The 23073-nt window shown below is 36.3% G+C and carries 21 protein-coding genes; 10 read left to right on the plus strand and 11 right to left on the minus strand.

The features are described from left to right. Nucleotides 1–116: 116 nt before the first annotated feature. From AMS59_RS14675 to AMS59_RS14690, 4 genes are all read right to left on the minus strand, one after another. Nucleotides 117–887, minus strand: coding sequence for a CPBP family intramembrane glutamic endopeptidase (locus tag AMS59_RS14675; RefSeq protein WP_053484489.1), 771 nt, complete (start codon nt 885–887; stop codon nt 117–119). Then, nucleotides 884–1453, minus strand: a complete 570-nt coding sequence (locus tag AMS59_RS14680) for a TetR/AcrR family transcriptional regulator (protein ID WP_053484490.1) — start codon at nt 1451–1453, stop codon at nt 884–886. Before AMS59_RS14680 ends, AMS59_RS14675 begins: the two co-directional genes overlap by 4 nt. A gap of 298 nt (nt 1454–1751) precedes the next feature. Further along, nucleotides 1752–1946, minus strand: coding sequence for a hypothetical protein (locus AMS59_RS14685; RefSeq protein ID WP_053484491.1), 195 nt, complete (start codon nt 1944–1946; stop codon nt 1752–1754). Nucleotides 1947–2080: 134 nt separating this feature from the next. Then, complete coding sequence (locus AMS59_RS14690) at nt 2081–2467, minus strand: helix-turn-helix domain-containing protein (RefSeq protein ID WP_053484492.1); 387 nt, start codon at nt 2465–2467, stop codon at nt 2081–2083. A gap of 169 nt (nt 2468–2636) precedes the next feature. Between AMS59_RS14690 and AMS59_RS14695 the strand changes: the two genes are divergently transcribed. The 5 genes from AMS59_RS14695 (at nt 2637) to AMS59_RS26375 (ending at nt 6458) form a co-directional block, all read left to right on the plus strand. After that, a complete protein-coding gene (locus AMS59_RS14695; protein ID WP_053484493.1) occupies nt 2637–3353 on the plus strand; it encodes a 3-ketoacyl-ACP reductase in 717 nt (238 codons plus the stop codon). A gap of 386 nt (nt 3354–3739) precedes the next feature. Further along, nucleotides 3740–4855 (plus strand): hypothetical protein, encoded by a 1116-nt coding sequence (locus tag AMS59_RS14700; RefSeq protein ID WP_053484494.1) that lies wholly within the window; start codon nt 3740–3742, stop codon nt 4853–4855. Between the two features lie 583 nt (nt 4856–5438). After that, nucleotides 5439–5795, plus strand: coding sequence for a type II toxin-antitoxin system Phd/YefM family antitoxin (locus AMS59_RS14705; RefSeq protein ID WP_053484495.1), 357 nt, complete (start codon nt 5439–5441; stop codon nt 5793–5795). A gap of 14 nt (nt 5796–5809) precedes the next feature. Further along, nucleotides 5810–6013, plus strand: a complete 204-nt coding sequence (locus tag AMS59_RS14710) for a hypothetical protein (RefSeq protein ID WP_053484496.1) — start codon at nt 5810–5812, stop codon at nt 6011–6013. Between the two features lie 214 nt (nt 6014–6227). After that, on the plus strand, nt 6228–6458 hold the full coding sequence (locus AMS59_RS26375) for a hypothetical protein (protein WP_234007802.1): 231 nt from the start codon (nt 6228–6230) through the stop codon (nt 6456–6458). Between the two features lie 177 nt (nt 6459–6635). On the opposite strand, the gene speB is transcribed toward AMS59_RS26375, so the two are convergent. Further along, nucleotides 6636–7508, minus strand: coding sequence for an agmatinase (speB, locus tag AMS59_RS14715; RefSeq protein WP_053484497.1), 873 nt, complete (start codon nt 7506–7508; stop codon nt 6636–6638). A 381-nt stretch (nt 7509–7889) separates the two neighbouring features. Here speB and AMS59_RS14720 point away from each other — a divergent pair, with 381 nt between their 5' ends. Continuing rightward, the gene (locus tag AMS59_RS14720; RefSeq protein ID WP_053484498.1) at nt 7890–9944 is read left to right on the plus strand and encodes a transglycosylase domain-containing protein; all 2055 of its coding nucleotides are present in this window, start codon (nt 7890–7892) and stop codon (nt 9942–9944) included. Nucleotides 9945–10295: 351 nt separating this feature from the next. Here AMS59_RS14720 and AMS59_RS14725 read toward each other — a convergent pair whose 3' ends face one another. Continuing rightward, on the minus strand, nt 10296–10811 hold the full coding sequence (locus tag AMS59_RS14725; protein ID WP_053484499.1) for a YwhD family protein: 516 nt from the start codon (nt 10809–10811) through the stop codon (nt 10296–10298). A gap of 467 nt (nt 10812–11278) precedes the next feature. Between AMS59_RS14725 and AMS59_RS14730 the strand changes: the two genes are divergently transcribed. The 3 genes from AMS59_RS14730 (at nt 11279) to AMS59_RS14740 (ending at nt 12522) form a co-directional block, all read left to right on the plus strand. Beyond that, on the plus strand, nt 11279–11464 hold the full coding sequence (locus AMS59_RS14730; protein ID WP_053484500.1) for a 2-hydroxymuconate tautomerase: 186 nt from the start codon (nt 11279–11281) through the stop codon (nt 11462–11464). A gap of 96 nt (nt 11465–11560) precedes the next feature. After that, nucleotides 11561–11845 (plus strand): hypothetical protein, encoded by a 285-nt coding sequence (locus AMS59_RS14735; RefSeq protein WP_053484501.1) that lies wholly within the window; start codon nt 11561–11563, stop codon nt 11843–11845. A gap of 8 nt (nt 11846–11853) precedes the next feature. After that, nucleotides 11854–12522 carry a class A sortase gene (locus AMS59_RS14740; RefSeq protein ID WP_053484502.1) on the plus strand — a complete coding sequence of 223 codons (669 nt, stop codon included), beginning with the start codon at nt 11854–11856 and terminating at the stop codon, nt 12520–12522. A 51-nt stretch (nt 12523–12573) separates the two neighbouring features. Here the strand turns inward: AMS59_RS14740 and AMS59_RS14745 are convergent, their stop codons facing one another. From AMS59_RS14745 to AMS59_RS14755, 3 genes are all read right to left on the minus strand, one after another. Continuing rightward, entirely contained in the window at nt 12574–18021 is a 5448-nt protein-coding gene (locus AMS59_RS14745; RefSeq protein WP_053484503.1) for a collagen binding domain-containing protein, read from the minus strand. A 500-nt stretch (nt 18022–18521) separates the two neighbouring features. Next, the gene (locus AMS59_RS14750; protein ID WP_369814334.1) at nt 18522–19895 is read right to left on the minus strand and encodes an HD domain-containing protein; all 1374 of its coding nucleotides are present in this window, start codon (nt 19893–19895) and stop codon (nt 18522–18524) included. Between the two features lie 280 nt (nt 19896–20175). Then, entirely contained in the window at nt 20176–20400 is a 225-nt protein-coding gene (locus tag AMS59_RS14755; protein ID WP_049667962.1) for a DUF1450 domain-containing protein, read from the minus strand. A gap of 235 nt (nt 20401–20635) precedes the next feature. Here AMS59_RS14755 and AMS59_RS14760 point away from each other — a divergent pair, with 235 nt between their 5' ends. After that, nucleotides 20636–21280, plus strand: a complete 645-nt coding sequence (locus AMS59_RS14760) for an RsfA family transcriptional regulator (RefSeq protein WP_053484504.1) — start codon at nt 20636–20638, stop codon at nt 21278–21280. A gap of 74 nt (nt 21281–21354) precedes the next feature. Here the strand turns inward: AMS59_RS14760 and AMS59_RS14765 are convergent, their stop codons facing one another. Further along, complete coding sequence (locus AMS59_RS14765) at nt 21355–22059, minus strand: biotin/lipoate A/B protein ligase family protein (protein WP_082337532.1); 705 nt, start codon at nt 22057–22059, stop codon at nt 21355–21357. A 186-nt stretch (nt 22060–22245) separates the two neighbouring features. Continuing rightward, nucleotides 22246–23073, minus strand: an 828-nt coding sequence (locus AMS59_RS14770; RefSeq protein ID WP_053484505.1) for an RNA-guided endonuclease TnpB family protein, incomplete at its 5' end; no start/stop codon positions are given.

A 23073-nucleotide genomic window follows, 5' to 3' on the forward strand; every position in this document is an offset into this window, starting at 1 on the left:
TGGCTAACCTCTACTTCTGTCTTCGGGGTTCGGGACTTTCACCCTATAGTTCATGCGCATGCCGGGCACACCAAAAAAGCATCCACTCAAATATAATGAGTAGATGCTTTTTGTGTTTAAACGTAACTTTCAGACTTTCCTTTATTTATTATTGATCCCGCTGTATCTTTCTTAGTAAATAAAGCTCTCCAGAAATAAATCGCAAGACCAATTAACACTATACAATGAAAGACATAAATAGAAACGGCAAGGACATTCGGCTCACTATCAGTCAAGAAAGCTATAAAATCGTGCATAGCGTGCCAGATAATCGGAAAAATAATACTTTTTGTCTTTGCAACAATTTCTGCACAAACTAACCCAAAGAGGAATGCATAAGTTATTTGTAGTAATGTCATTAATAAATCAGCACCGGCAGCTAAATTTGCAAGATGTCCAATACCAAACAAAATTGAGGAGCCTAGAATAGCCACTTTAAGCCCTTTAGCTGATAAATATTTAAAAATCAGGCCTCGGAAAATAAGCTCTTCACAAAAACCAACTGCAATAACAAATAGAAGCAAAATAAATACATACTGTGCCGAAAAACCATCTTTATCTGTAATACCATTAAAGAATGCAATCAACTCAGAAAAAACGATTACAGCCATCCACGTCCCAGCTTTAAACCTTCTAAATCCAAAATCACGGAAAGAGAATTTACTTTTTTTCATGATCCAAAGAGTAACTAGAACGCCACCTGCAGTGGAGATAAATTGAATCAAAAATATAGAGCTTAAGCTACTTATATTTTTAATTGTTATAATTGTCCCAGCTATAGCAGGAAAAACAAGTGCAAGCACTGTAAATAGTATCGATAAAAGAATAGGCGAATTTTTCATTTTCATTTATTTTCTCCATTCAATAATTTTAGTTTAACGCCTTCAAAAACATCTTTTAAAATACCTTCAATTTCCGAACTATCTAAATCGCAAGTATTCGTCGCACACATTGTCGCTATTCCATGCGTAGTTAACCATATATCTATAAATAGAGATTTAGCAGAGGTTTGAGTTAATCCCGTTAATTTAGAAATTAGCGCTATAATTCCTTGGTTTTCTACTTCATTTAGTAACTCTGAAAAGCTTGAGATTTTATATTTATTGGATAGGAATAACAGCTCAAATAACTTTTTTTCCTCGCGAGCAAAGTTAATATAAGCTAACCCCATTCCTAAAAAAGAACTTTCTTGCAAGCCTTGAAACATTCTTTCGTTATAAAGATTGCCAGCCCTTTCATATATTGCATACTTCAAATCGTCCATACTCGAGAATAATCGAAATATTGGCTTTGTCGAACAACCTAACTCTTTTGCTAAATCTCTTGCATTCACACTATCAATGCCACTCTTCCTAGTCATTTCAAAAGCACAATCCATTAAAATTTCCTCTGTAAACCGCTCTTTTGGTGCCAAAAAAATTTGCCTCCTCTCAATAGGTAACATTTGTTACCTATAATGTAACAGTAATTTCCTGGCTATGTCAATAAGGTATGTGAAACTAATCAAAAAAGTTCCAATGAAATGAAAAAAGAAAAAATTCACTTTGTAAATGAGCTTTGTTCTCCCAAGAAGTCCTTGAACTCCCAATATCTATTGATGCCTGGATTGATTATGTTAGACAGATTTTAAAAACAGATGGGGCTAAAAGTGATCTCATAATGCCTCCCCACTTTTAGCCCCACATTAATAAATTATTTTTCCTAGATTTTCTTCATTCCAAATTTAGCAAATCAGAAATTATTTCTGCACTTCCTGGTGAAAACATAAATATTGAGAATGAAATACATAATAATCCTACAAACATAATACCGATTTTCTTCATTAACAAAGATTGCTTTTTCATAAATAGTCCTTTACATATCAAAAACAACCCTACAAATAAGATTAAGAAATACCAAACCCCCATTAACTCACCCCTTTTACAAAATAGACGTTAAAGATTAAGGAAAGTTCTACCATCTCAATCAGCTTGTGTATAGAAATAAAGTGTCCCTCTATCAGCTATATTAAAATTTTTAAAAACAGCACCGACAATTTAAATCATCCAATGACCTCATTATTGCTTTCTTGTTTAATTTGATCGATTCTATTTTTCCCCCATTCATACATCATCTCAACGATTGGTAATAACGTCATCCCTAGTTCTGTCATGGAATATTCGACTTTCGGAGGGACTTCTGGAAACACTTCTCGATGAACAATCCCATCTTCCATTAGTTCGCGTAATTGGTTTGTTAATATCTTATGAGATATTTTCGGAAAAAGTCTTTGAAGCTCACTGAAGCGATGTGGTCCTTCTACACCTAAATGCCACAAAATAACAACTTTCCATTTCCCACTAATGATCGATAAGGTAAGCTCTTTTTCACAATGGTAATCGTTATTTACTATTCTCTCTTTTATCTCTTCTCTTAATTTATCTGACATAGAGCTAACTAACTCCCTTTTCATATAAGTAACTTTTAGTAACCTCCGCACCAAAAAGTGCACTCTTCACAATGTATAAAACCGTAGTAAAATGAGGATAGTCTTAAAGATAAATCTTAATCTATTTTTTCGTCTAAATAAAATTATCTCAACTAAAGGAGCGAAAAACATGCAAACAATCGCAGGAAAAGTGGCGTTAATTACAGGAGCAGGGCGTGGAATTGGACGCGCAACAGCAGTAGCTTTTGCACAAGAAGGTATTCACGTAGGTCTTGTTGGGCGTACTCTTGAAAATTTACAACAAGTAGCAGAGGAACTTAAACAGTATGATGTGAAGGTAGCAATGGCTGTGGCAAATGTGGCGGATTTAGACTCTATTACTACAGCCGTTGAATCTATTCGCGGAGAGCTTGGCGCCATCGACATTTTAGTAAACAATGCTGGCATTTCAAAATTCGGTAACTTCATGGACTTATCGCCTGAAGAATGGACAAATATTATCGATGTCAACGTAAAAGGTGTGTACTACACAACACGCGCTGTATTACCAGAAATGTTAGAGCGCAATACAGGCGACATCATTAATATCTCATCAACAGCTGGTCAAAAAGGTGCACCAATTACAAGTGCATACTCGGCTTCAAAAGCTGCAGTTATCGGATTAAGTGAATCATTAATGCTTGAAGTGCGTAAGAAAAATATTCGCGTTACAACATTAACGCCAAGTACAGTTGCTACAGATATGGCGGTTGAACTAAACTTAACAGATGGCAATCCAGAAAAAGTGATGCAAGCAGAAGATTTAGCAGATTTAATGGTTGCACAGCTAAAACTTCATCCACGTGTTGTATTAAAACATGCTGGACTTTGGTCAACGAACCCTTAATAGAATTATACGAAATATCATGGCGCTATCCAATGTATTGGATGGCGTCTTCCTTTTTTAACAATATGCTCTAATGGGATCCACACAGTTTATGGCTACTACCTCTAGGAATAGGATGAGCAAATAGTATCTAGAGTTAGAGCTTAAAGCTAACCCCACTCCACCCGCTTCATTTCGAAGACCCTACTTATTTTATCCAGCCTAATTTCGCCTTCAATTTAACAACCATCCCCCAAATGTACGGTAGTCAAAAGGGAAAAGTTTAAGTATTAATCTATATTTCCAACTATTTTAAAAATTTTTTTCTAACTCTAATAACTTTTTATATATGGAAAGACGTCTAATAATTAGTAATTTAACCATTTAAAAAAAGGAGAGAAATAATTATGAAAAAAACAATTAAAAAATCTTGGATGATTGTATCAGCACTATCAATAGGAATGGCTGTCTTCACGCCACATCAAGCTGAGGCAACAACAGCAAAACCAACAAACGAAATAACTGTTAAAGCTGAGCAACAAATTAAAGGAACTATTAAAAGCATTTACGGGGATAGCATTACGATTAAAGGAAAAGACGGTAAAAACTATTATATCGGAATTCAGAAATTTTCAGATGAGCAAATAGCAAAAATGAAGTTAGTAGAAGGTCAAGAAATCTCTGTAGAAGGTAGCTTAGTACAAGATTATTCAGATTTCTACACATTTGACGTCTATAAAAAAAGCTTACCTAAAGAAATAACAAAAGAAGATCTAGCTAAATTAGAAAAGTTGTTTAATCAAATGAAGAAGTTAGAAAAAGAAGAGAAATATGAAGAAGTAGATAAAATCAATCTTGAAATGGATAAAATCACAAAGCCGTATATTTTAGCTAGCTGGGTACCTGTATCCTTCGAAAAGTTCATTGAAGAATACGGATTTAGTGAAAAAAATATTGTTATTAAAGAGCAAGATAAAAAACAGCTGAAAGCGATTTATGAACAGTGGATAAAATTAGAAAAATCTGGTAAAGAAGAAAAAGCACAAGAAAAATTTGATGAATTCCAGAAGGTTCTTCAACCTTATTTAGATGCTCTAAATCCACCATTAACATTTGAAGAATACATCTCAGATTTGGCATTAGATATACCGGCTGAAGCCATGCCAAAACTAAAAACTTTATACAATGATGCTAAAAAAGCTGATAAAGATAAAAATGATCAATTATCTGAAAAGCTATGGGGTGAATTCGATGAAATGATTAATCCTTACTTTAAGCCAATTAGCTTTGAAGATTACTTATCTAACTTTGATTTCGAAATCAAAGCAACAGATAAAAACCAATTAAAAAAGCTTTATGAAGAAGCCACAGCTCTTGATAAAAAAAATGACTATGAAAAATCTAATGAAAAATGGGATGCTATCGACAAAATTTTAAAACCATATTATGAAGCAAATAAAGAAATTCTACTCTCAGCTTCTAAAGTAACGATAAACGGTAAAGTTTATATTTCAAAGAATTAATATATTTCGGGGTTATCCCAAAAGTCATTAAACAATGATTTAGGGATTAACCCCCTTTCTTATTTACTTATAGAACCGTCCTAGACGCTCATTGTGAGTATTCTCTCGCCATAATTCCATGGTCATTAAAAGTCTGCAATTTTGCCAAGACCCAAATTGTATTGTTTTATCCTCTTATTTAAATATACAACATTACCTTATCGCCTTAACAATCACTATAATAAGAAAGATAACTCCAACTTCGTCTGAATTGCCTTCTATCCTCATTATAAGATTGCATCCATCCATAAAAAGGGATGTGCTGCCTTAGTATTTCTTAGCAACAAGCCTTAATAATTCTTAACATGTACATTCCCCAATAGAAATTTTTATTTTACATCATATTTGACGTATTATTTTACGTAATATTAATCATAATATAGCATCATTAGTGTGCAATGGCAGAACATATTTCAAAAACATTTAAACCCTTTTTAAAAAATTAATTCCTTAAAAATTTGTAGAAATTAAATAACTTATAAAAACTATAAAACACTAATAAACTTTAAGCACGCCATTGTTGATGTTTGGAAGGAGAGGCACTATGAGAGAAGGAGTAAAACGTCACACTTTCGATATTGAACAGTTAGTTGCAGCTTCTGAAGCGGCTCGTAATTTTTCTGCTTTGCGAAAAAAAGCAAAACTTGCACCTCGTTTGATTTTGGAAAACAATAAGCCCGACTCTGTCATTATTTCGATTGAAGATTATCAGCAAATTCAAGAAGTTATTCGTATGCTTGAAGATGAGATTTTTGAATTGAAGGCTATTTCACGAATTCAAAAAGCAGAAACAGAAGGAGTAAAAACTTGCAAATTTGACGAGTTTGCTACTGAAGATGACCGTGCTATAGTCAAATCTGCAAAGGACTGGGATATATCTGACGAAGAATTATTTGAATAGGAGTCAGATAGCCAATGGAATCTGTAGAAGTTTTATTTAGTAATTTAGAGTTTTATGATGTAGCCACACACGAGTGGAAAAACTTAGATGGTTATCAGAAAAAATTTGTTTCAAAAGCACTTGAAAAAATAGAAGTTCGTGGGAGTGAAATTGGCGAACCACTGGGAAACAAGCGAAACATTGATTTAACGGGTTATCGCAAAGTAAAGTTAAGATAAATCGGTATTCGTATTGTTTATCGAGTAACCAATGATGTAGTTGAAATTACAGAAATAGTAGCTATTGGCGATAGAGACGACGACGAAGTTTATCGAGACGCCTATCAACGTATCCAAAAACGTAAAACGGTTGATACTACTACCCAATAAAAAATTCGCTACTACGTTCTGTGCGTGGTAGCTTTTTATATGTATTTTCTGCATAAAAAAAGAGGTGAGCCAAACATTTCTACTTTCACATGGCCGTAAGCATAATGATATAGCAAAAGATGATTCATTTATCTTTTTATCGCCACAAGAGCCTTTTGTGTCCACTGGGTTAAACGTAATATTTAACCGCTTAGTAGAAGTTGTTGAACTGCCAGCGACAACGATACATGGCTTATGGCACACACATGCCACCATACTTATGAATAACAGTATCCCTGTCAAGGCTATTGCCTAACGTTTAGGAAATACTCCTGAGATGATCGATACAGTTTATGGCCACATTCTCCAAGAGATGGAGGCACAAACAGTATCCGTATTTAGTGAGAGTTTAAAGGCGATTGGGGCAAAAAGTGGTGCTAGCTTATTGCTAACCCCACTCCAACCGGTTTATATCAATATTAAAAAACCCTACTTATTTTACCCAGCCCAAAATCATTTCTCTCAATAACTTTGAAGCTGTATTCGCAGTCATTTCGGATGAATCATAGATTGGTGCTACTTCAACTAGGTCAAAGCCCACTACATTGACGTTACTTGCTGCAATCGCATGGATTGACGCTAGTAATTCTTTTGATGTAATGCCTCCGCAATCTACTGTCCCTGTACCTGGTGCATGCGCTGGGTCAAGTACATCTATATCAATCGTAACGTAAACATTACGTCCCGCTAAAGACGGTAATACCTCTTTTAATGGTTCTAGCACTTCAAATTTTGAAATGTGCATGCCATTTTCCTTCGCCCATTCGAATTCTTCCTTCATACCTGAACGAATACCAAATGAATAGACATTTTTCGGTCCGATATGTTCAGCAATTTTGCGAATAGGTGTTGAGTGAGAAAGTGGCTCCCCTTCATATTCTACACGTAAGTCTGTATGTGCATCGAAGTGGATAATTGCTAGGTCATCATATTTTGCTGATACAGCTTTCATAACAGGCCACGATACTAAATGTTCGCCACCCATACCTACAGGAATCTTGTCATCTGCTAAAAGCTTCTCGATATACTTTTCAATTTCATCTAGCGAGCGCTGAGCGTTGCCGAATGGTAACGGTATATCACCCGCATCAAAATATTTCACTTCTTCTAGCTCGCGGTCTAAATATGGACTATATTCTTCTAGTCCAATAGATACTTCACGTATACGCTGCGGACCAAAACGTGAACCCGGACGATAACTAACTGTCCAGTCCATTGGCATACCATAAATAACTGCCTGAGCATCCTCATATGTAGGATGACTTTTTATAAAAACATTACCTGAATAAGCTTCATCAAATCTCATTACCCGACCTCCACTTTTAGAAATTACTAAATTCATTGTCATCACTAGAGTTTCCGTTCCGACTGACCCTTTCCTCGGGCGTCCAAATGTCATACCAAAACCTTCAGTGATGAACCTTTTACCATTACTCTATTAAGGGCTTACAGGAATGTAATGAAACCTCTATCCTTGTATCCTCGTATACATTATTGGAACATCTAGCAAAATTCGATTAAAATCTACAAGGTGGCATTCTTTTGTCGAACGCTAGCATTTCAAACAGTACAAAAAAAGTATAGATGTTTTTGAATAAAGTGCAATAGTTTTTACTCATAATTTCGATTAAATATGAATGTTCAAACACATACTATATGCAAGTGTGAGAAAACGAGGTGAAGTCGGATGAAGAGACAAAGCTATCAACGTAAACAAAAACGTACAAAGCGTACACGTAAAGCACTTACCCTTTTTGTCGCCTTTATATCTGCAATTGTAGTAGCATTTATAGCTTTACGTGTCTATGTTCAAGTAGCTGGTGCCCCACCTTTAACCGTACCTAAAGCCTCTATTTTCTTAGATGAAAATGAGAACCAGATTGGGGATCACTTTACGAATGAACGACGTTATTGGGTTAGCCGTGATGAGATGTCCCCCTATTTAACGAAAGCAGTAGTCGCTGTTGAAGATAAAGATTTTTATAAGCATGGCGGTTTTGATTTTTCTCGTATCGCTGGTGCATTGTTAATTGATCTTAAGGCTGGAGGTAAGGTTCAAGGAGCAAGTACAATTACGCAACAATATGCTCGAAATCTATATCTTTCACATGAAAAATCTTGGACGCGAAAATTAAATGAAGCAATGTATGCTTATAGATTAGAAGTTTTTTATAATAAGGATGAAATATTGGAAGGCTACTTAAATACTGTTTACTACGGACATGGTATGTACGGCGTAGAAGCAGCTAGTCGATTTTATTTCGGAAAATCAGCAAAAGATTTAACATTAGCAGAAGCTGCAATGTTAACAGGAATTCCAAAAGGGCCAAGTATTTACTCTCCTATTGCCAACCTAGAAAAGGCAACTAATCGCCAACATGTTATTTTAAAACTAATGGCTGATCAAGGTGCTATTACGCAAGATGAAAAAACACGTGCAGAAAATGAAAAGCTTGTCTTAAAGAATGATAGCTGGGTAGCAACAAAATCCGTAGCACCATTTTTCCTTGACGTAGCATGGCAAGAGGCTAGTGAAATTTTGAAATCGAATAATCTCGACATTAGTGAAGGTGGCTGGACTATCGAAACAACTCTTAATCTAGAACACCAAAAGGCAGCTGAAGAAGCTGTAGCCAAACATATGCCTAATGATGATCTTCAAACTGCTTTTGTTAGTATGAAATCCAAAACAGGCGCCGTTACAGCATTAGTTGGTGGTCGTGACTATGCTAAAAGTTCATTTAACCGAGTTACACAGGCAAAACGTCAGCCAGGCTCAACCATTAAACCTATTTTATATGCGGCAGCTTTAGAGAATGGTTATACACCTTTAACATATTTAAATGTAGGTGAGACAACTTTCACTTATGATAAAGGACGGGCCACATATTCACCAAAAAATGTTAACGGCAAATTCGCAAAGCACGATATGTCAATGGCACAAGCTATTGCTATTTCTGATAATATTTACGCTGTTAAAACTTTAGAGGAGATTGGATTTAAAGCATTTCATGAAATGGCTAATCGCTTCAACGTGACTATCGGTACTAAGGACAATTTATCCATGGCGCTTGGAACGACCGAAACAACATTATATGAAATGACGAATGCTTATAATATTTTAGCATCACAAGGTACAAAAACTACTCCTACTACTATTATTTCTATTAAAAATGCTGATGGCGATATTATCTATGAAAATAAAGAAGCTGGCAAAGAAAATGAGACAGTTCTCTCAAAAGAAAATACGTATATCTTAACAGAAATGATGACAGGTATTTTCGATCCAGTCTTTAGCGATTATTCTCCAGCTACAGGGATTGGCATTCGCTCTCGTATGACGCATACGTATGCAGCCAAATCTGGCTCTACAAATAGTGATCAGTGGCTGATTGGTTTTACACCTAGCTTAACCGCTGGCGTGTGGAACGGCTATGACCAAGGGAAAAATCTAACGGCAAGAGAAGATACTGCATCTACAAAGCAAATTTGGATCGACTTTATGGAGGCTGTCAATAAAGGTACAAAGAACGAAGATTTTGCAAAGCCTAAAGACGTTAAAGGTGTGGTCATCGATATTGAATCAGGTAAGTTAGCAACAGATGCCTGCCCTAAACAACGCCTTGTCTATATGGATGCTAAAGATGTACCAACCGAAAAATGTTCAAACTTCGATATTCTCGATACCGATACGTGGGGCAATTTTTGGAATATGCTGCCGTTCTCTATTTTCAAAAATTAACGAATCATGTGGAACCTTTATTAGCTATAAACGTTTTAATTTACGAAGGCTCTCGACAAAGTAACTGACATATACGAAAAAGAAAAGCTTTCTCTTCCCCGGAGCCGTGTCCGTGGGAACAGAAAGCTTTTCTTATTTATGGTTCGCGAAGTAGATGAGCATCATGAGGCATTTGGCTTGGGTTTGGGTTGTTCAAATGCCGCATAGCGCTCATCACATTCGCAGAACCAAGTGTCCTAGCTTACTAAAATGTAAGCTCTTCATCAAGTTTACTTTGTTTCAAACCTACTTTCAACCTCATATCGAAAGCGATTGCAAAATGTCACAGATTGTTCAATCATTGTAGGTCTATTAAACAAATAAATCTTGACGCAATTGCTCCTCACTACGTGCCCACAATTCCGGATTAAGCTCTTCTAGGAAAGAAGATAGCACCTTTTTAGATGGTGCATCCATATGTTCTACAATAATATGACGCTTCATAGATTTATCCATTTTATTCACATGATCAGCTAAAACTTTATAGCCACGACGTTTTTCTCGATTGACTACCATTTCACACGCAGTTACACCCGCATAGTAAGGCCCATCCGCTTTATGGTCTATTGTTACCCACACTAGCCAATACGGTTTCCCACCTTCTGAATCAGCACGATCTGTCGTAAATTTAATACCTCGTTCCACATCACTGCGAGCATGCATAGCACCGATTTCAACTGATGCCGTCCCCTCTTCTATATCGATAATGACTGGCGATACGTTTTCTAGTGAAAGCGAACCGATACCAAATCCCTTATGTCCGTCTGTTGGGTCATTTTTGATAATAGTAAAGCCCATTTTTTGTTTTGGTTTTTCTTCATTTGCCATACTCTAACTACCTCCATTCTGCTATTATAAAAGTAAAGCATAGTTAAGCGCATTAGCGCCGTAATGAACGCGACACTGGCATTGCGCATATGCCTACATACAAGTAAGAAGTTTATACTTTTTTTCTTATCAATTTCGCCTTGGCGTAATTGCGTTCGGATTTTGAATTGTACGGGCACAATTCATTCCTTTCAAAATCCGTGACATCCGCCGGAGCCTTTAGACCAACAGATGTTTTTTGTGCGAAAGCGCAGTGCAACGTAGCGGCAGCAACACGATGTTGGTCACTCAGGCGTTTTCACAGGATGTGAAGATTTTAGCCTGAGTTCCTCTATTTCAGTAGGCGTTTGGAACCCAATGAAAAGGAACCACGCCCGCATTTATCTTACCACCTTCAGTAGTTGAAGTCTTCTACTGAATGGAGATAAACTAACTATACAACATTATTCAATAAAGGAGGCAATATTATGCCATACGTAACAGTGAAAATGCTTGAAGGTCGTACAGAAGAACAAAAACGTGCACTAGTAAAAGAAGTAACAGAAGCCGTTTCTCGTACAGTTAACGCGCCACCAGAAAACGTAACAGTTTTCATTGAAGAAATGTCTAAAAACCATTACGGTGTTGCTGGCGTGCGTTTCAGCGATAAATAATGAGTTAACGGGTAGAGCATTATAAAAAAAGCTCTACTCTTTTTACGTATGGTGTAGTTATTGGAGATACATACATTTTACCGAGGCCGGATATAATTGCCGATTTTTTTAGTTTTAGCGGCGGTATTTGACCTGTTAGCGGCGATTCTTTCACCTTTAGCGGCGGAGTTTGAACTGTTAGCGGCGATGTTTTCACTTTTAGCGGCGGTACTTGACCTTTTAGCGGCGATGTTTTCACTTTTAGTGGCGGAACTTGACCTTTTAGCGGCGATGTTTTCACTTTTAGCGGCGGAATCCAAATCTTTACCGGTAATTCTTTCACTTTTACCAGCGGTACTTGACCTACTTCCGGCAACTCATAATTTCAATACTAGGATGTGATCTTTAAAATGCATAAATTTAAACTGTTTCTACTTATTTGTATGCTCATCGTTGGCCTCTTACTTATTTTTATTAACCCCATTCAAAATGCAATCATCGCTCACTTGAGTAAACAACTAAATACCACTGAATACAGTGCAGAGGATATTGAAAAAAACAAAAATGCGGATGCCGATTTTGATTTTGAAGCAGTGCAATCTCTATCCATTGCGGAAGTTTTAAAAGCTCAAACAACAGCCAATAAAATGCCTGTCATCGGTAGTATCGCTGTCCCTAGTGTTGGTATGAAACTTCCTATCGTCAAAGGAGTTGGTTTTGCCTCACTTGCCGTTGGAGCAGGCACTATGAAGCCTAATCAAAAACTTGGACAAGGAAACTACGCATTAGCAGGTCATTACTTTGAGGAAAAAGATATTTTATTTGGTCCCTTATACAAAGCAAATATAGGAGATACGATTTATGTAACAGACTTAACGAATATTTATGAGTACAAATTAACGACTAAGGAAATCATCGCTGCCACGGATGTTTATGTTATTGATGATATTCCTGATAAAACCGTTTTGACCCTCGTTACATGCGCTGATAAAGGGACGAAAAGACTTGCTATCCAAGCAGATTTTGTCGAGCAATATCCTTTTGACAAAGCACCTGCAAAGCTATCAGAAACTTTTTAGTATAAGAAAAACCCCAAGATTTTTATGATCTTGGGGTTTTCTTATTGACTATTATTTCACTTCTGTATTGCGACGACGCAATAAGAACAATGCACCTAGAACAAGAGCTACACCAATTAGTGTAAGAGCTGTTTGATTTGCTCCATTTGTTTGCGGTAGTTTGCCTTCTGCCTTTAATTGAGCTTCCATTTTTTCAGCATCTGCTTTGATTTTATCAATATCAAGAGATTTTGCTACTTCTGCCTGTTCCTCTTTAGATAAATTGTTGTATTTATCGAGGAAATCCTTATATGCATCTAAAGTGTCTTTATTCGTTGTAGAAGGATTGTATGGCGGTAAGTTTTTACCTTGATCAATGACATCTGTTACAGATGGTTTTCCAGGATTTGTTGGATTTTTCGAATCTGTTGTTGGGTTACCTGGATTTTTTGGATCAACTGGCTTCTCTGGATCTGGTGTTGGTTTTTCTGGATCAACTGGCTTCTCCGGATCTGGATTTGGTTTGTTTGGATCAACTGGCTTCTCCGGATCTGGGTTCGGCTTGTTTGGATCAACTGGCTTCTCCGGATCTGGGTTCGGTTTGTTTGGATCAACTGGCTTCTCTGGATCTGGGTTCGGTTTGTTTGGATCAACTGGCTTCTCCGGATCTGGATTTGGTTTGTTTGGATCAACTGGTTTCCCTGGATCTGGATTTGGCTTGTTTGGATCAACTGGTTTCCCTGGATCTGGGTTCGGTTTGTTTGGATCAACTGGTTTCCCTGGATCTGGATTTGGTTTGTTTGGATCAACCGGTTTTTCTGGATCAGGAGTCCAGCCACCGCCACCTCCGCCGCCTCCACCTGTTGATGAAGGTTTTACTATAGCAGAACATGTATCTTTTACTGTGAATGAGCCAATTAAACGACTTCCTTCATATACATAGTACGTACCTTGCTTAATAGCTTCTTTTGGTAAAACAATTGTTCCCGCAACGCTTGTTGTTAGAACTTCATTGTTATCCGCACCTTTAATTACATTACCTTTTGCATCTTTCACTGTTACTTTAGCAATTGCAAGAGGCGTTCCAAACTCGGTTTGTACAGTCAATGTAAACGCAGGACATGCAGGAGCTGCTGATATTTCTGCTTTACAATCAACTGAATATTGAACTGTTATTTGACCAATGAATAGATCACCTTGATGTACACTATACTCACCTGAAGGAATTTCTGTAGATGGAATAGTAATTTGACCTAATTCATTTGTTGTTTGGTTTGTAGCAATAATTGCTCCTGTTTTATCTTTGATAGTGATGTTGTCAACATTAGGGCGTACATTGCCATTTTCATCTTTCACCGTTAGTGTAAATTGTGGACATGCTGGTATTGGTTGAACTGTTGCTTCACAGTCTGTAGTTACTGCAAACTTACCAATTTCATTTACTCCATCATAAACCACATATTTTCCTGGTTCTAGATTTTTAATTCTTACTTTCCCTACACTATCGGTCGGAGCAATTGTTTGCTTAATAATTTCATTTGTATCTGCATTTTTGATTGTAACGGTTACACCTTCACGTAGTTTTCCATCTACATCTTTTACAGTTAATGTAAACGAAGGGCAAGAAGGTGCTTGTTGTACCTCAATTTCACAGCCTTTTTTATAACTTATATTCACTTCACTTAGGAATTGTTTACCTTCGTAAAGATCATACTTACCGGTTGGAGGGTTTGAAGGAACAATCAACTTACCATTCTCATCAGTTTTTGACGAGATAATTACTTTGCCATCCTTATCCTTTAATGTTACTGCGACATTTGGACGTGGATTATTATCTTTGTCTTTTAATGTGATTGTAAATTGCTTACACGCTATAGGTGGCTGCAATTCAGCATGACATTCGCCTTTACTGTATTTTACAGCCACAGTTCCAAGTTCTTTAGTACCCTCGAATACTTTATAAGAACCTGCTTGAACTGCCTCAGAACCTGCTTGTGGGATGATTACTTTCCCCTCGTTATTTGTTGTACCTGTAAATTTAACATTGCCCTTGTCATCTTGTAATGTAATTGTTTTATCTACAACAAGCTCACCATCAATATCTTTAATTGTTAGTGTGAAGTTAGGACACATATCTCCAGAAGTAATCTTTTTCACATTTTCCACTTCAGTTACTTTTTCAGGTACTACATTGGAGTCGGTAGTTGCATCTAGTTTTAATAATTGATCATCCATTTTAGAATAACCGTCCGGCTCCTTAACCTCTCTCACGTAATATGTGCCGTAGTTAATGGCGTTGAATTCAAAGTAACCTTTATCATTAGAAGTTGCTTTAGCAATTACATATACTTTGCTTCCAATTTTTTTGATTAATTCAAACTCTACGCCAGCAAGTGCTTGCTTGTCACCTGTCGCTGGATTAACACCAATTTTCTTTAGCTTAAGGTTTCCTTTTGTTAATTGGAAATCCGTATCTGAGCTACTGAAACTAAACTCACTATCTACTTTTGATCCAGTACCTTGATTTGCAGCAGAAGTATCTTCAAATGTTATTGTCGCATTATTGCTAAATGCTTCTTCTGGTTTACCTGAGCCTGTATTCTTTTTACCTAATCCAAGTGTTTCATATTGCACTTGGTAGCCTTTCTTCGTTAAATCACCAAAGTTTAAAGTAAAGCCACCCGATGCTTTATCGTACTCTACAGTCACGCCGAATTTTGCTGGACTCTCCCATGAATCCTCATCGGAGATTCCTGTTTCTTCGATCACATATGGTCGTATCTTAATAGTGTCAGGTATTAGCATTAAATAACCTGATGGAAAATCTGATACTTTGACATTTTTTAATGTTGAATGCGATTTATTAACATCCAGTGTCCATGTGATTGTTTGTTTACTATCATTTTGTTGAACACTCTTAGATAATAATTTATTCGCTTCATCTACCTTTACTTCTGCTAGTAAAGTATATGTCTTTGTATCATTTAAAGTTTTAAATGTAGCTTTGTTAGTATACGTGTCACCTTTTACATTAGTATCATCTGATTCGATTCCTAAAATATGATTAGAATCTTTTGATTTATACTCGACAAGGTACACTTGATTATTTGTTGTACTATCTAAACCTTTGAATTTTAACGTATAGCTTTTTTTATCAGGAGCAATCGTTAAATCATAATTACTAGAAGCTAAGGGATCTCCTTTAGTACCTTTATTATCATCATTTGTTGTAAGCTTATAATGATAGACTGTGAAGGAATCTTTAACAATTTCATGACCATCACCTAGAACGTCTGTTAAAAGTGCTCCATTAATATCTTTTTTATTAATGTTAACTTTAACATTCCATATAAATTCCTGTGTTAAATGATTAAAGCTCCCTGATTTACTACCATTATTGACAGTCGTAGTTGCTGGTGTATAGTCTGCTGTTTTAGTTACAGTATAGGTTTTACCACTACTTATCCAATTGGCCGTTGCTGTATTAAAGTATCCATCATTAATAACAGAACCATTATCTGCAATTTCATAAGACGTTTTATACGTAATGGTTGCTGTTTCACCCTTTTTAACAGTACCGCCTGTTATTTTAAAGCCCTTGCTTAAGTCATTTTCATCTATAAGTGATATCGAGTGACCTGTCATTTTGTTTACAGTAATACCATCTTTTCCGCCAACAAGAGTATGTTTACCATTCTTACTACCTGCTTCAAATGTGTCAACAATTTCTAAGTCAGTAATATCTTTACCATTTTTAGTAGTATTATCAGCTGACACTGTAATTGTCCAAGTAATTTCTTTTGTATCGAAGTTTACTGAACGATATTTATTTAAAATGTTTTCATTTATTGTGTGCGAAGCTGGTGTTGAATATTTGCCCGCTACAACTGTATTTGTTAATGGTGTCTCAGAACCTGTGTAGAAATCTTGATCATAGTTTGCATCATAAATGATCTTATAAGCTTTTGTTACTGGATTATCGAATTTAAGCTTGAAGCCATCTGTAATTGCTTCAGAATGAAAACCAGAAGTAATTTCATTAGAACTAATCTCGTTTCCGTTTTCGTCCACAGTTACTTCAAATACTTGAATTGATTTTGTGTCAATTTTATGAGCACCTGGAAGTGTATCTGTAATAACAGGGTTATCAACCTTCACTTCATTATAGTTGTACTTTATTTCCCACGAAGATTTGTAGTTATCCCCTGAAATAAGTTTCTTCGCTAGGGCATCACCATACTTAATCGGCTGCGTTGCAATCTCAGATGTTTCAGTATCGCTACCATTTGTTAAAGTAACGGTATTGTTGAAATATTTTTGTCCTTCTGGATTAGCTTCCGTTACCTTTGTTTGATAATTCACTTTATAAGCATATCTTCCTTTAAATGAAATATCACTGAAGTTCCCATCTTTTAGGTGAATAGGCTTTGCTGTATCTTCTTTATAACCATTTAACCCCATTTCGTATTGAGTAACTTGAACAGAGCCTGGTACAACTTCATGACTTGCACTATCGTTAACTTTCGTATTATCTGTTAGCGTGGCACCGTTTAAATTCTTCCCAGCTTTATTAACCCATACTTCCCAATCAATAATGCGTTCACCGTTTTTCGAAGTAACGCCTTTACTTCCTTTTGAAATCTTTTCATTGCTTGTTGACGGCAAGAATTTCAATTTAATTGTTTCCTGCCCTTTTAAACCCTGAGGAATAACAAGGTCTTGATCTAAACTGTCGCCCTGCAAATTAAACCCTGATTTGAATGTAGCAATAAGCTTTGCTTCGCTACCCAATAAGTTTGGATCAGTAACCGTTTCATCTAATTTAACTGTAACTTTTTGACCATTAGTAGAATAAGAATAAGCAGGATTATTTGGACCCGCTTTATTACTTCCATTAAAGTTATTTTCAAAGTCAATAATCGATGCTGGTAAATCGAATGTAAAGTAATCTCCAGCATTATGCGTTTCTTCTAAATTAACTGTAAATGTGAATGTAATATTGGATTCTTGTTTTGGATGGAGTTCCTTATCATATGAAGATGTAACTTTTTCTCCATTAATCAACATTTCAAAATCTACTGATGTCAGAAGTATTTCTTTTGAATCACGCACAAGCGTTTTTGGATCTTCCGTAATAGGTGGTAATACTTTGTCTTTGTCAGCAGCATCATCTGCTGCTTTATCACCTTCTGTTGTCCCTTTACCATTTTCATTTTTCTCAGTCGAAGTTGAATCATCTGTTTGAACTGGAGTTTGGTCATCATTTGGAGTTTCTCCTACTGTCCCACCACTATTATCAGTTGAAGGTGTTCCAGTATCTTTTACTTCTTCAGTCTTTACTGGTGGTTCAGTTGTTCCAGTATCTGCTGCTGGTTCTTCAGGACTTGTTGTATCAGTGGTTTCAGTTACTCCAGTATTAGGAACCACTTCACTCGCAAACACTGAAATCGGTGATAGTACGGTTTGGAATACGAGTAGCATTAAGATTATTGCTATGTTTAATTTTTTAAATCTTTGCATATTTCTCTCCTTTTCTAAGTTCAGAGAGCTACCTGTTGGTGTTTACTGACGACGTTGCATCCTTTCTGCATGTTGTAAAGGTATGCCACAAACATAGGTTGGTCCCTCTTTCCTTCTATTCACTTGTCGTCTAAATGAATACATTCAAATAAGTACTCTCGAGTAGGTAATCATGATGACTTATGTATGTTCGATGTACAACACGAATATATCCATAGTACTTTTGTGACACCTTTAATAATTGGCCCCACCCCCTTTAGGGTTTTAGGCTCATTATAATATATAACACTGAACAATTTCTAAACAATCACGGACTTTCTATTTAAAAAATTCTAAAATATTTTATATAGTTTCCACTTTTTTCATCTTTATACAACGACAAAAAAACAGTGAAAATAACTCAAATAGAGTACGTTCACTGTTTTTCACTATAGGTATGTTGAAATACTATTTAATTCAATTATTTTATATACACATGTTTATACATAAAAATTTTTTTATTAATTTTTCCCCTGTCCTTGAAGTAAGGTTAATATTTGTTTCTTCACAACGGGGTGGATACTGTTGTCCTCTAAGAAATCTAGTGGGAAATATACTTTATGATCTCGCTTCATGCGTCCAGAAATTGAATCTACAATAATAGATTCGCGCGATAGCTCTCGTAGTTCTCCATTTTTCATTTCTAAGAAAATAGGAACACGCACTTCTTCCTCTCCTGGTCGATAAAAGTCATAAGGTAAATCTGCTGTCGTATCGTGGACAAGATAATATTCTGGATTTAAATCAGCTTGCTTAAAGAGTTCTTGTAGTTTTTGATATTTATCTAGCTCTACACCTGGATCTAAATCGATGTACTGAAATAGCTTTCGATTCACAAAACGGCGGCTTAAGTCACTTAATATAGCATCTTCCTCTTGCATCCAAAGCTGAAAATATGTAAAAAGAATACTCTCATCTAATGCAAGATAGTCCTCAAGCGTAATTGAGTTGCGGAAAAATGCTAAAAAGTGTGTAGGCTCGTGCTTAAATTTGTAGCCTGTTAAGCTTAGTTGCTTAGCGCGTTTTAAAATATTATTTAAAACAACCTCTGCACTGCGAGATACTGGGTGGAAATAAATTTGTAAGTACATTTGATAGCGGCTCATTATATAATCCTCTACCGCATGCATGCCCGTCGCCTTAATAACGACCTGGTTTTTTCGTGGACGCATCACTCTTAAAATACGTTCCATATCAAAATGACCATAGCTTACGCCAGTGAAATAAGCATCACGCTGTAGGTAGTCCATACGATCAGCGTCTATTTGACTCGATATTAAACTGACAACCTGCTTATTTGGATATGTTTTTTCAATTACCTGTGATACTTTCTCCGGGAAATCAGCCGATACTTTTTTTAATACTGCATTTACTTCCGTATCGCCGAGCAAAATTTGTCTTGTATAAAATTCATGGTCAAGCTCAAAGACATTTTCAAAAGCATGTGAAAATGGCCCATGCCCTAAATCGTGTAATAGGGCTGCACATAGCACAAGCAGTCGTTCATCTTCATCCCATTCAGGACGACCTGCAAATATATCATCTACTATGCGGCGTACAATTTCGTAAACGCCAAGTGAGTGACTAAAGCGGCTATGCTCCGCTCCATGAAATACTAAAAACGTTGTGCCTAGCTGACGAATTCGACGTAATCGCTGAAATTCTTTCGTACCAACTAGATCCCAAATCACTTGATCCCGTACATGCACATAGCGATGCACTGGGTCCTTGAATACTTTTTCCTCTTGTAATTTAGCTTTTGCATAATGTGTCAATTGTACAGCACCCCCGTTTCCTATTTGTTCTATTATATGCGATTTATATAGGACTAGCATACATATTCCCTTTTATTTATAGAGACTATCAACCTAACTCACTGTATTCTCGTCTTAATTTAGGTTTCTATTGACCTAATTCCCAAGTGATGGAGCAAACGTGAAGCTTTCCGTCGCTTTGATTCTTCCTTCCGTCACTCCGATAATTCTATCCGTCTCTCTGGCTCTTCTTTCCGTCACTCCGATGATTCTATCCGTCGCTCCGATAACTCTATAGATGCACAGAAAAAAAACAAAAACTATCTCCAACTAGACTAGTGAAGATAGCGCTTTGTTTTACTTATTTCTTTAACTTTGCTAAAACCTTTTCCATTAGTTCTTCTTCCGTTAATGCAGCAACAGGACGGCTATTTACAAAGGTAAATGTTTTTTTACGTCCTGGGCCACAATAGGAATGACAGCCAATTTCGATGGTTGCATCAGGATCGATTTCCTTTAATTTTGGAATTAACGTTTTTAAGTTAACGGCCTGACATTCATCGCAAACTTTAAATTCGTTTGCCATTTTGTCAACAACCCTTTCTATATAGTATTTTTTCAATCAAAAACCGTTTCTATGGAACGTATGACTTTCACATATTTAAGTATGTAGCATACGTACAAACCTACATCGGGTATTGTATCGCATTTTTCCCCTTGTATTCAAGCATAATTCCTTCCACATAGATGAATAAAAGGTTAAAAGATTGGTCATGCTAGTTGTAAATAAAAGTTCCAAATAAAGGTGGGAGGATTTTAATATGAGTAAAATAAGACAAGATGCTTGGTTAGAAGAAAACGATGAATTATTAGCAGAGGCGGTAATTCGCCATGTGACGGAAGGGAGTACACAATTAAATGCCTTTGAAGAAGCTGGTGATGCTTTAAATCGTACTGCTGCTGCATGTGGTTTTCGTTGGAATGCTGTTGTTCGTAAAGAATACGAGGAACAATTATCAGAAGCCAAAAAAGAACGAAAAGAAAGAATGCGAGTGTTAGGAGCTCCAGCAAGACGCCGCGCTTCTAGTATGTTTACAGTTAATAGTAGTGCCGCGGAGGGTAAATCAATTCCTCTATCTGCATTAAATCTTGATATTGTCATAGCCTATTTACTACGTTTACAACACTCTGGTGAAATAGGTAATGAGTCTTCAAAATGGAGACAACTAGTACACGTAACATCTGAGAAAAATAAAAAACTAGAGAAGACAATTACACAGCTTGAAGAGGAAAATAGAGCTATTCGAAAAGATTACGAGCAATTTGTACAAATTATGAATCGCGCTAGACGACTAGTAACACTAGATGAAGAGGAAGAACGAATTGCACCTGTTTTCAAAATGGAGAAAAACGGAAATCTTGTTGTAAGTAGCTCTTTTCAAGAAAATGGCGATGCGCTTAATTAGCAGCATCGCTTTTTTTTGAACAGCATTAACTGCTGTGGGGATGAAGAAACGCCTAATGTTAAAGTTTCACTTCATCAATTTGGTTCAAGCATTTTCGAATTCCGTTCTAAAACACGTTGTAAATAAAACGCATATAGCGTTAATTCTTCATCATGAAAAGATTCAACTCGAATTTCTTCTGCCATATTGTGAAGAAGCTGCTGTAAACGAATAACAACGGCTTCCACTGTTAATGATGCATCAATAAGTTCAGATAATGACGCCATCACTTCAGGGACAATATTAGGATACGTAAATTTCGTTTCCGCTCCTCTAAGACTTTCCTCATAAAAGTCACGAATGAGTGCAGCTCGATCCGAACCGCTTCCTTCAATACATAAATAAATTTGCACTGCTACTCCTTGACGTAAGCGTCTCTGAGAAATACCAGCAAATTTCTTTCCTGCAATACTTAAATCATAGGATCCTGGGCAATAGGAGCCTACAATTTCATAGGCTTCAATTTGATCCGCTACTTCAGGGAACAATCCCTTTACTAGAGCTACCATGACATCATAGCCATCATTAATACTTAGCGCTTCCGTTTGTTCCGATAAAACTATAGAAATATTCAGTACACCTTCATCAAGGACAACTGCTAATCCGCCTGAATTGCGTACAATAGGATGATAGCCACGCGCTTTAAGCAAGTCCATGCCCTGCTGCACATATGGTAAACGGTGATCCTGAATACCGAGCACAACAGATGCATCGTGAACCGATACGAAAAACATATACATTTCTAAAAAAATGTAGACATCTCTACTGTGACACAACTTATATCTTCCGACTTTCGTATTTGTGTCTTCCTTATTCTTCGAGTCTGGTTTCGCAAAAAGCTACTGCCATTTAGTATGACTCTCCAAAGGCTTAAATTCCGCAGTATCGTTGCGTACACATCTAAGGTTTAGTTTCAGTTAAATTCCTTAGATTGAGTAATTTGCTAAGTTAATGCTTGCGTTCAAATCTCTATCCAACTTTAATCCGCAAGAGCAGATAAATAATCTGTCTTTCAGTTTCAAATCGAATTTGATTTGTCCACAACTAGAACAAGTTTTTGATGATGGAAACCATCTGTCGGCTTCAATAAATTCAATTCCGTATTTTTGACATTTGTATTGTATTTGCCGTTTAAATTCATATAGCTTTTGCCCAGCTACCGCCTTCGCCAGATGTTTATTTTTCATCATACCTTTTACATGTAAATGTTCCATGACAATACGAGATGGCTTGGTTTTCACAATCTCATTAGAACACTGATGTAAATGATTTATTCGGATGTCGTTAAGTCGCTTATATAAATTACGGATTGCAATGTTTTGTTTTTGAATATTTTTCATATTCTTTAAAGGTGTTTTATAGATTGGTTTTCGGTTGTTTTTAGTATACTCTTTCGTGTTGGCTTCGAGCTTACGAGCTTGTTTTCGTTGCTCTCGTTTTAACTTTTGCTCTAATCGTTTGACTTCTTTAGTTTTATTGATGTTCTCTTTGAACTCGCCATCAGAACAAACTGCCAATTTATTGATACCAACATCAATTCCTAACCTTTTGCCTGTCAAATCATATTGTTCAAATTCTTGCTCATATCCAATTGATAAGAACCAATTTCTCCCGTCAAATGAAATGCGTGGATTTGAATATTTCTGACCTTTTTTAAGCTTAGGAAGCGCATTGCAAGTTTTTACACTGCCAATCTTTTCACCTCTAAAACCTTCATTTGTTCGTTTTAAACTTTCGTAATTTACATAAAAACT

The sequence above is a fragment of the Lysinibacillus sp. FJAT-14745 genome (assembly GCF_001275675.1).
Taxonomy (GTDB): domain Bacteria; phylum Bacillota; class Bacilli; order Bacillales_A; family Planococcaceae; genus Lysinibacillus.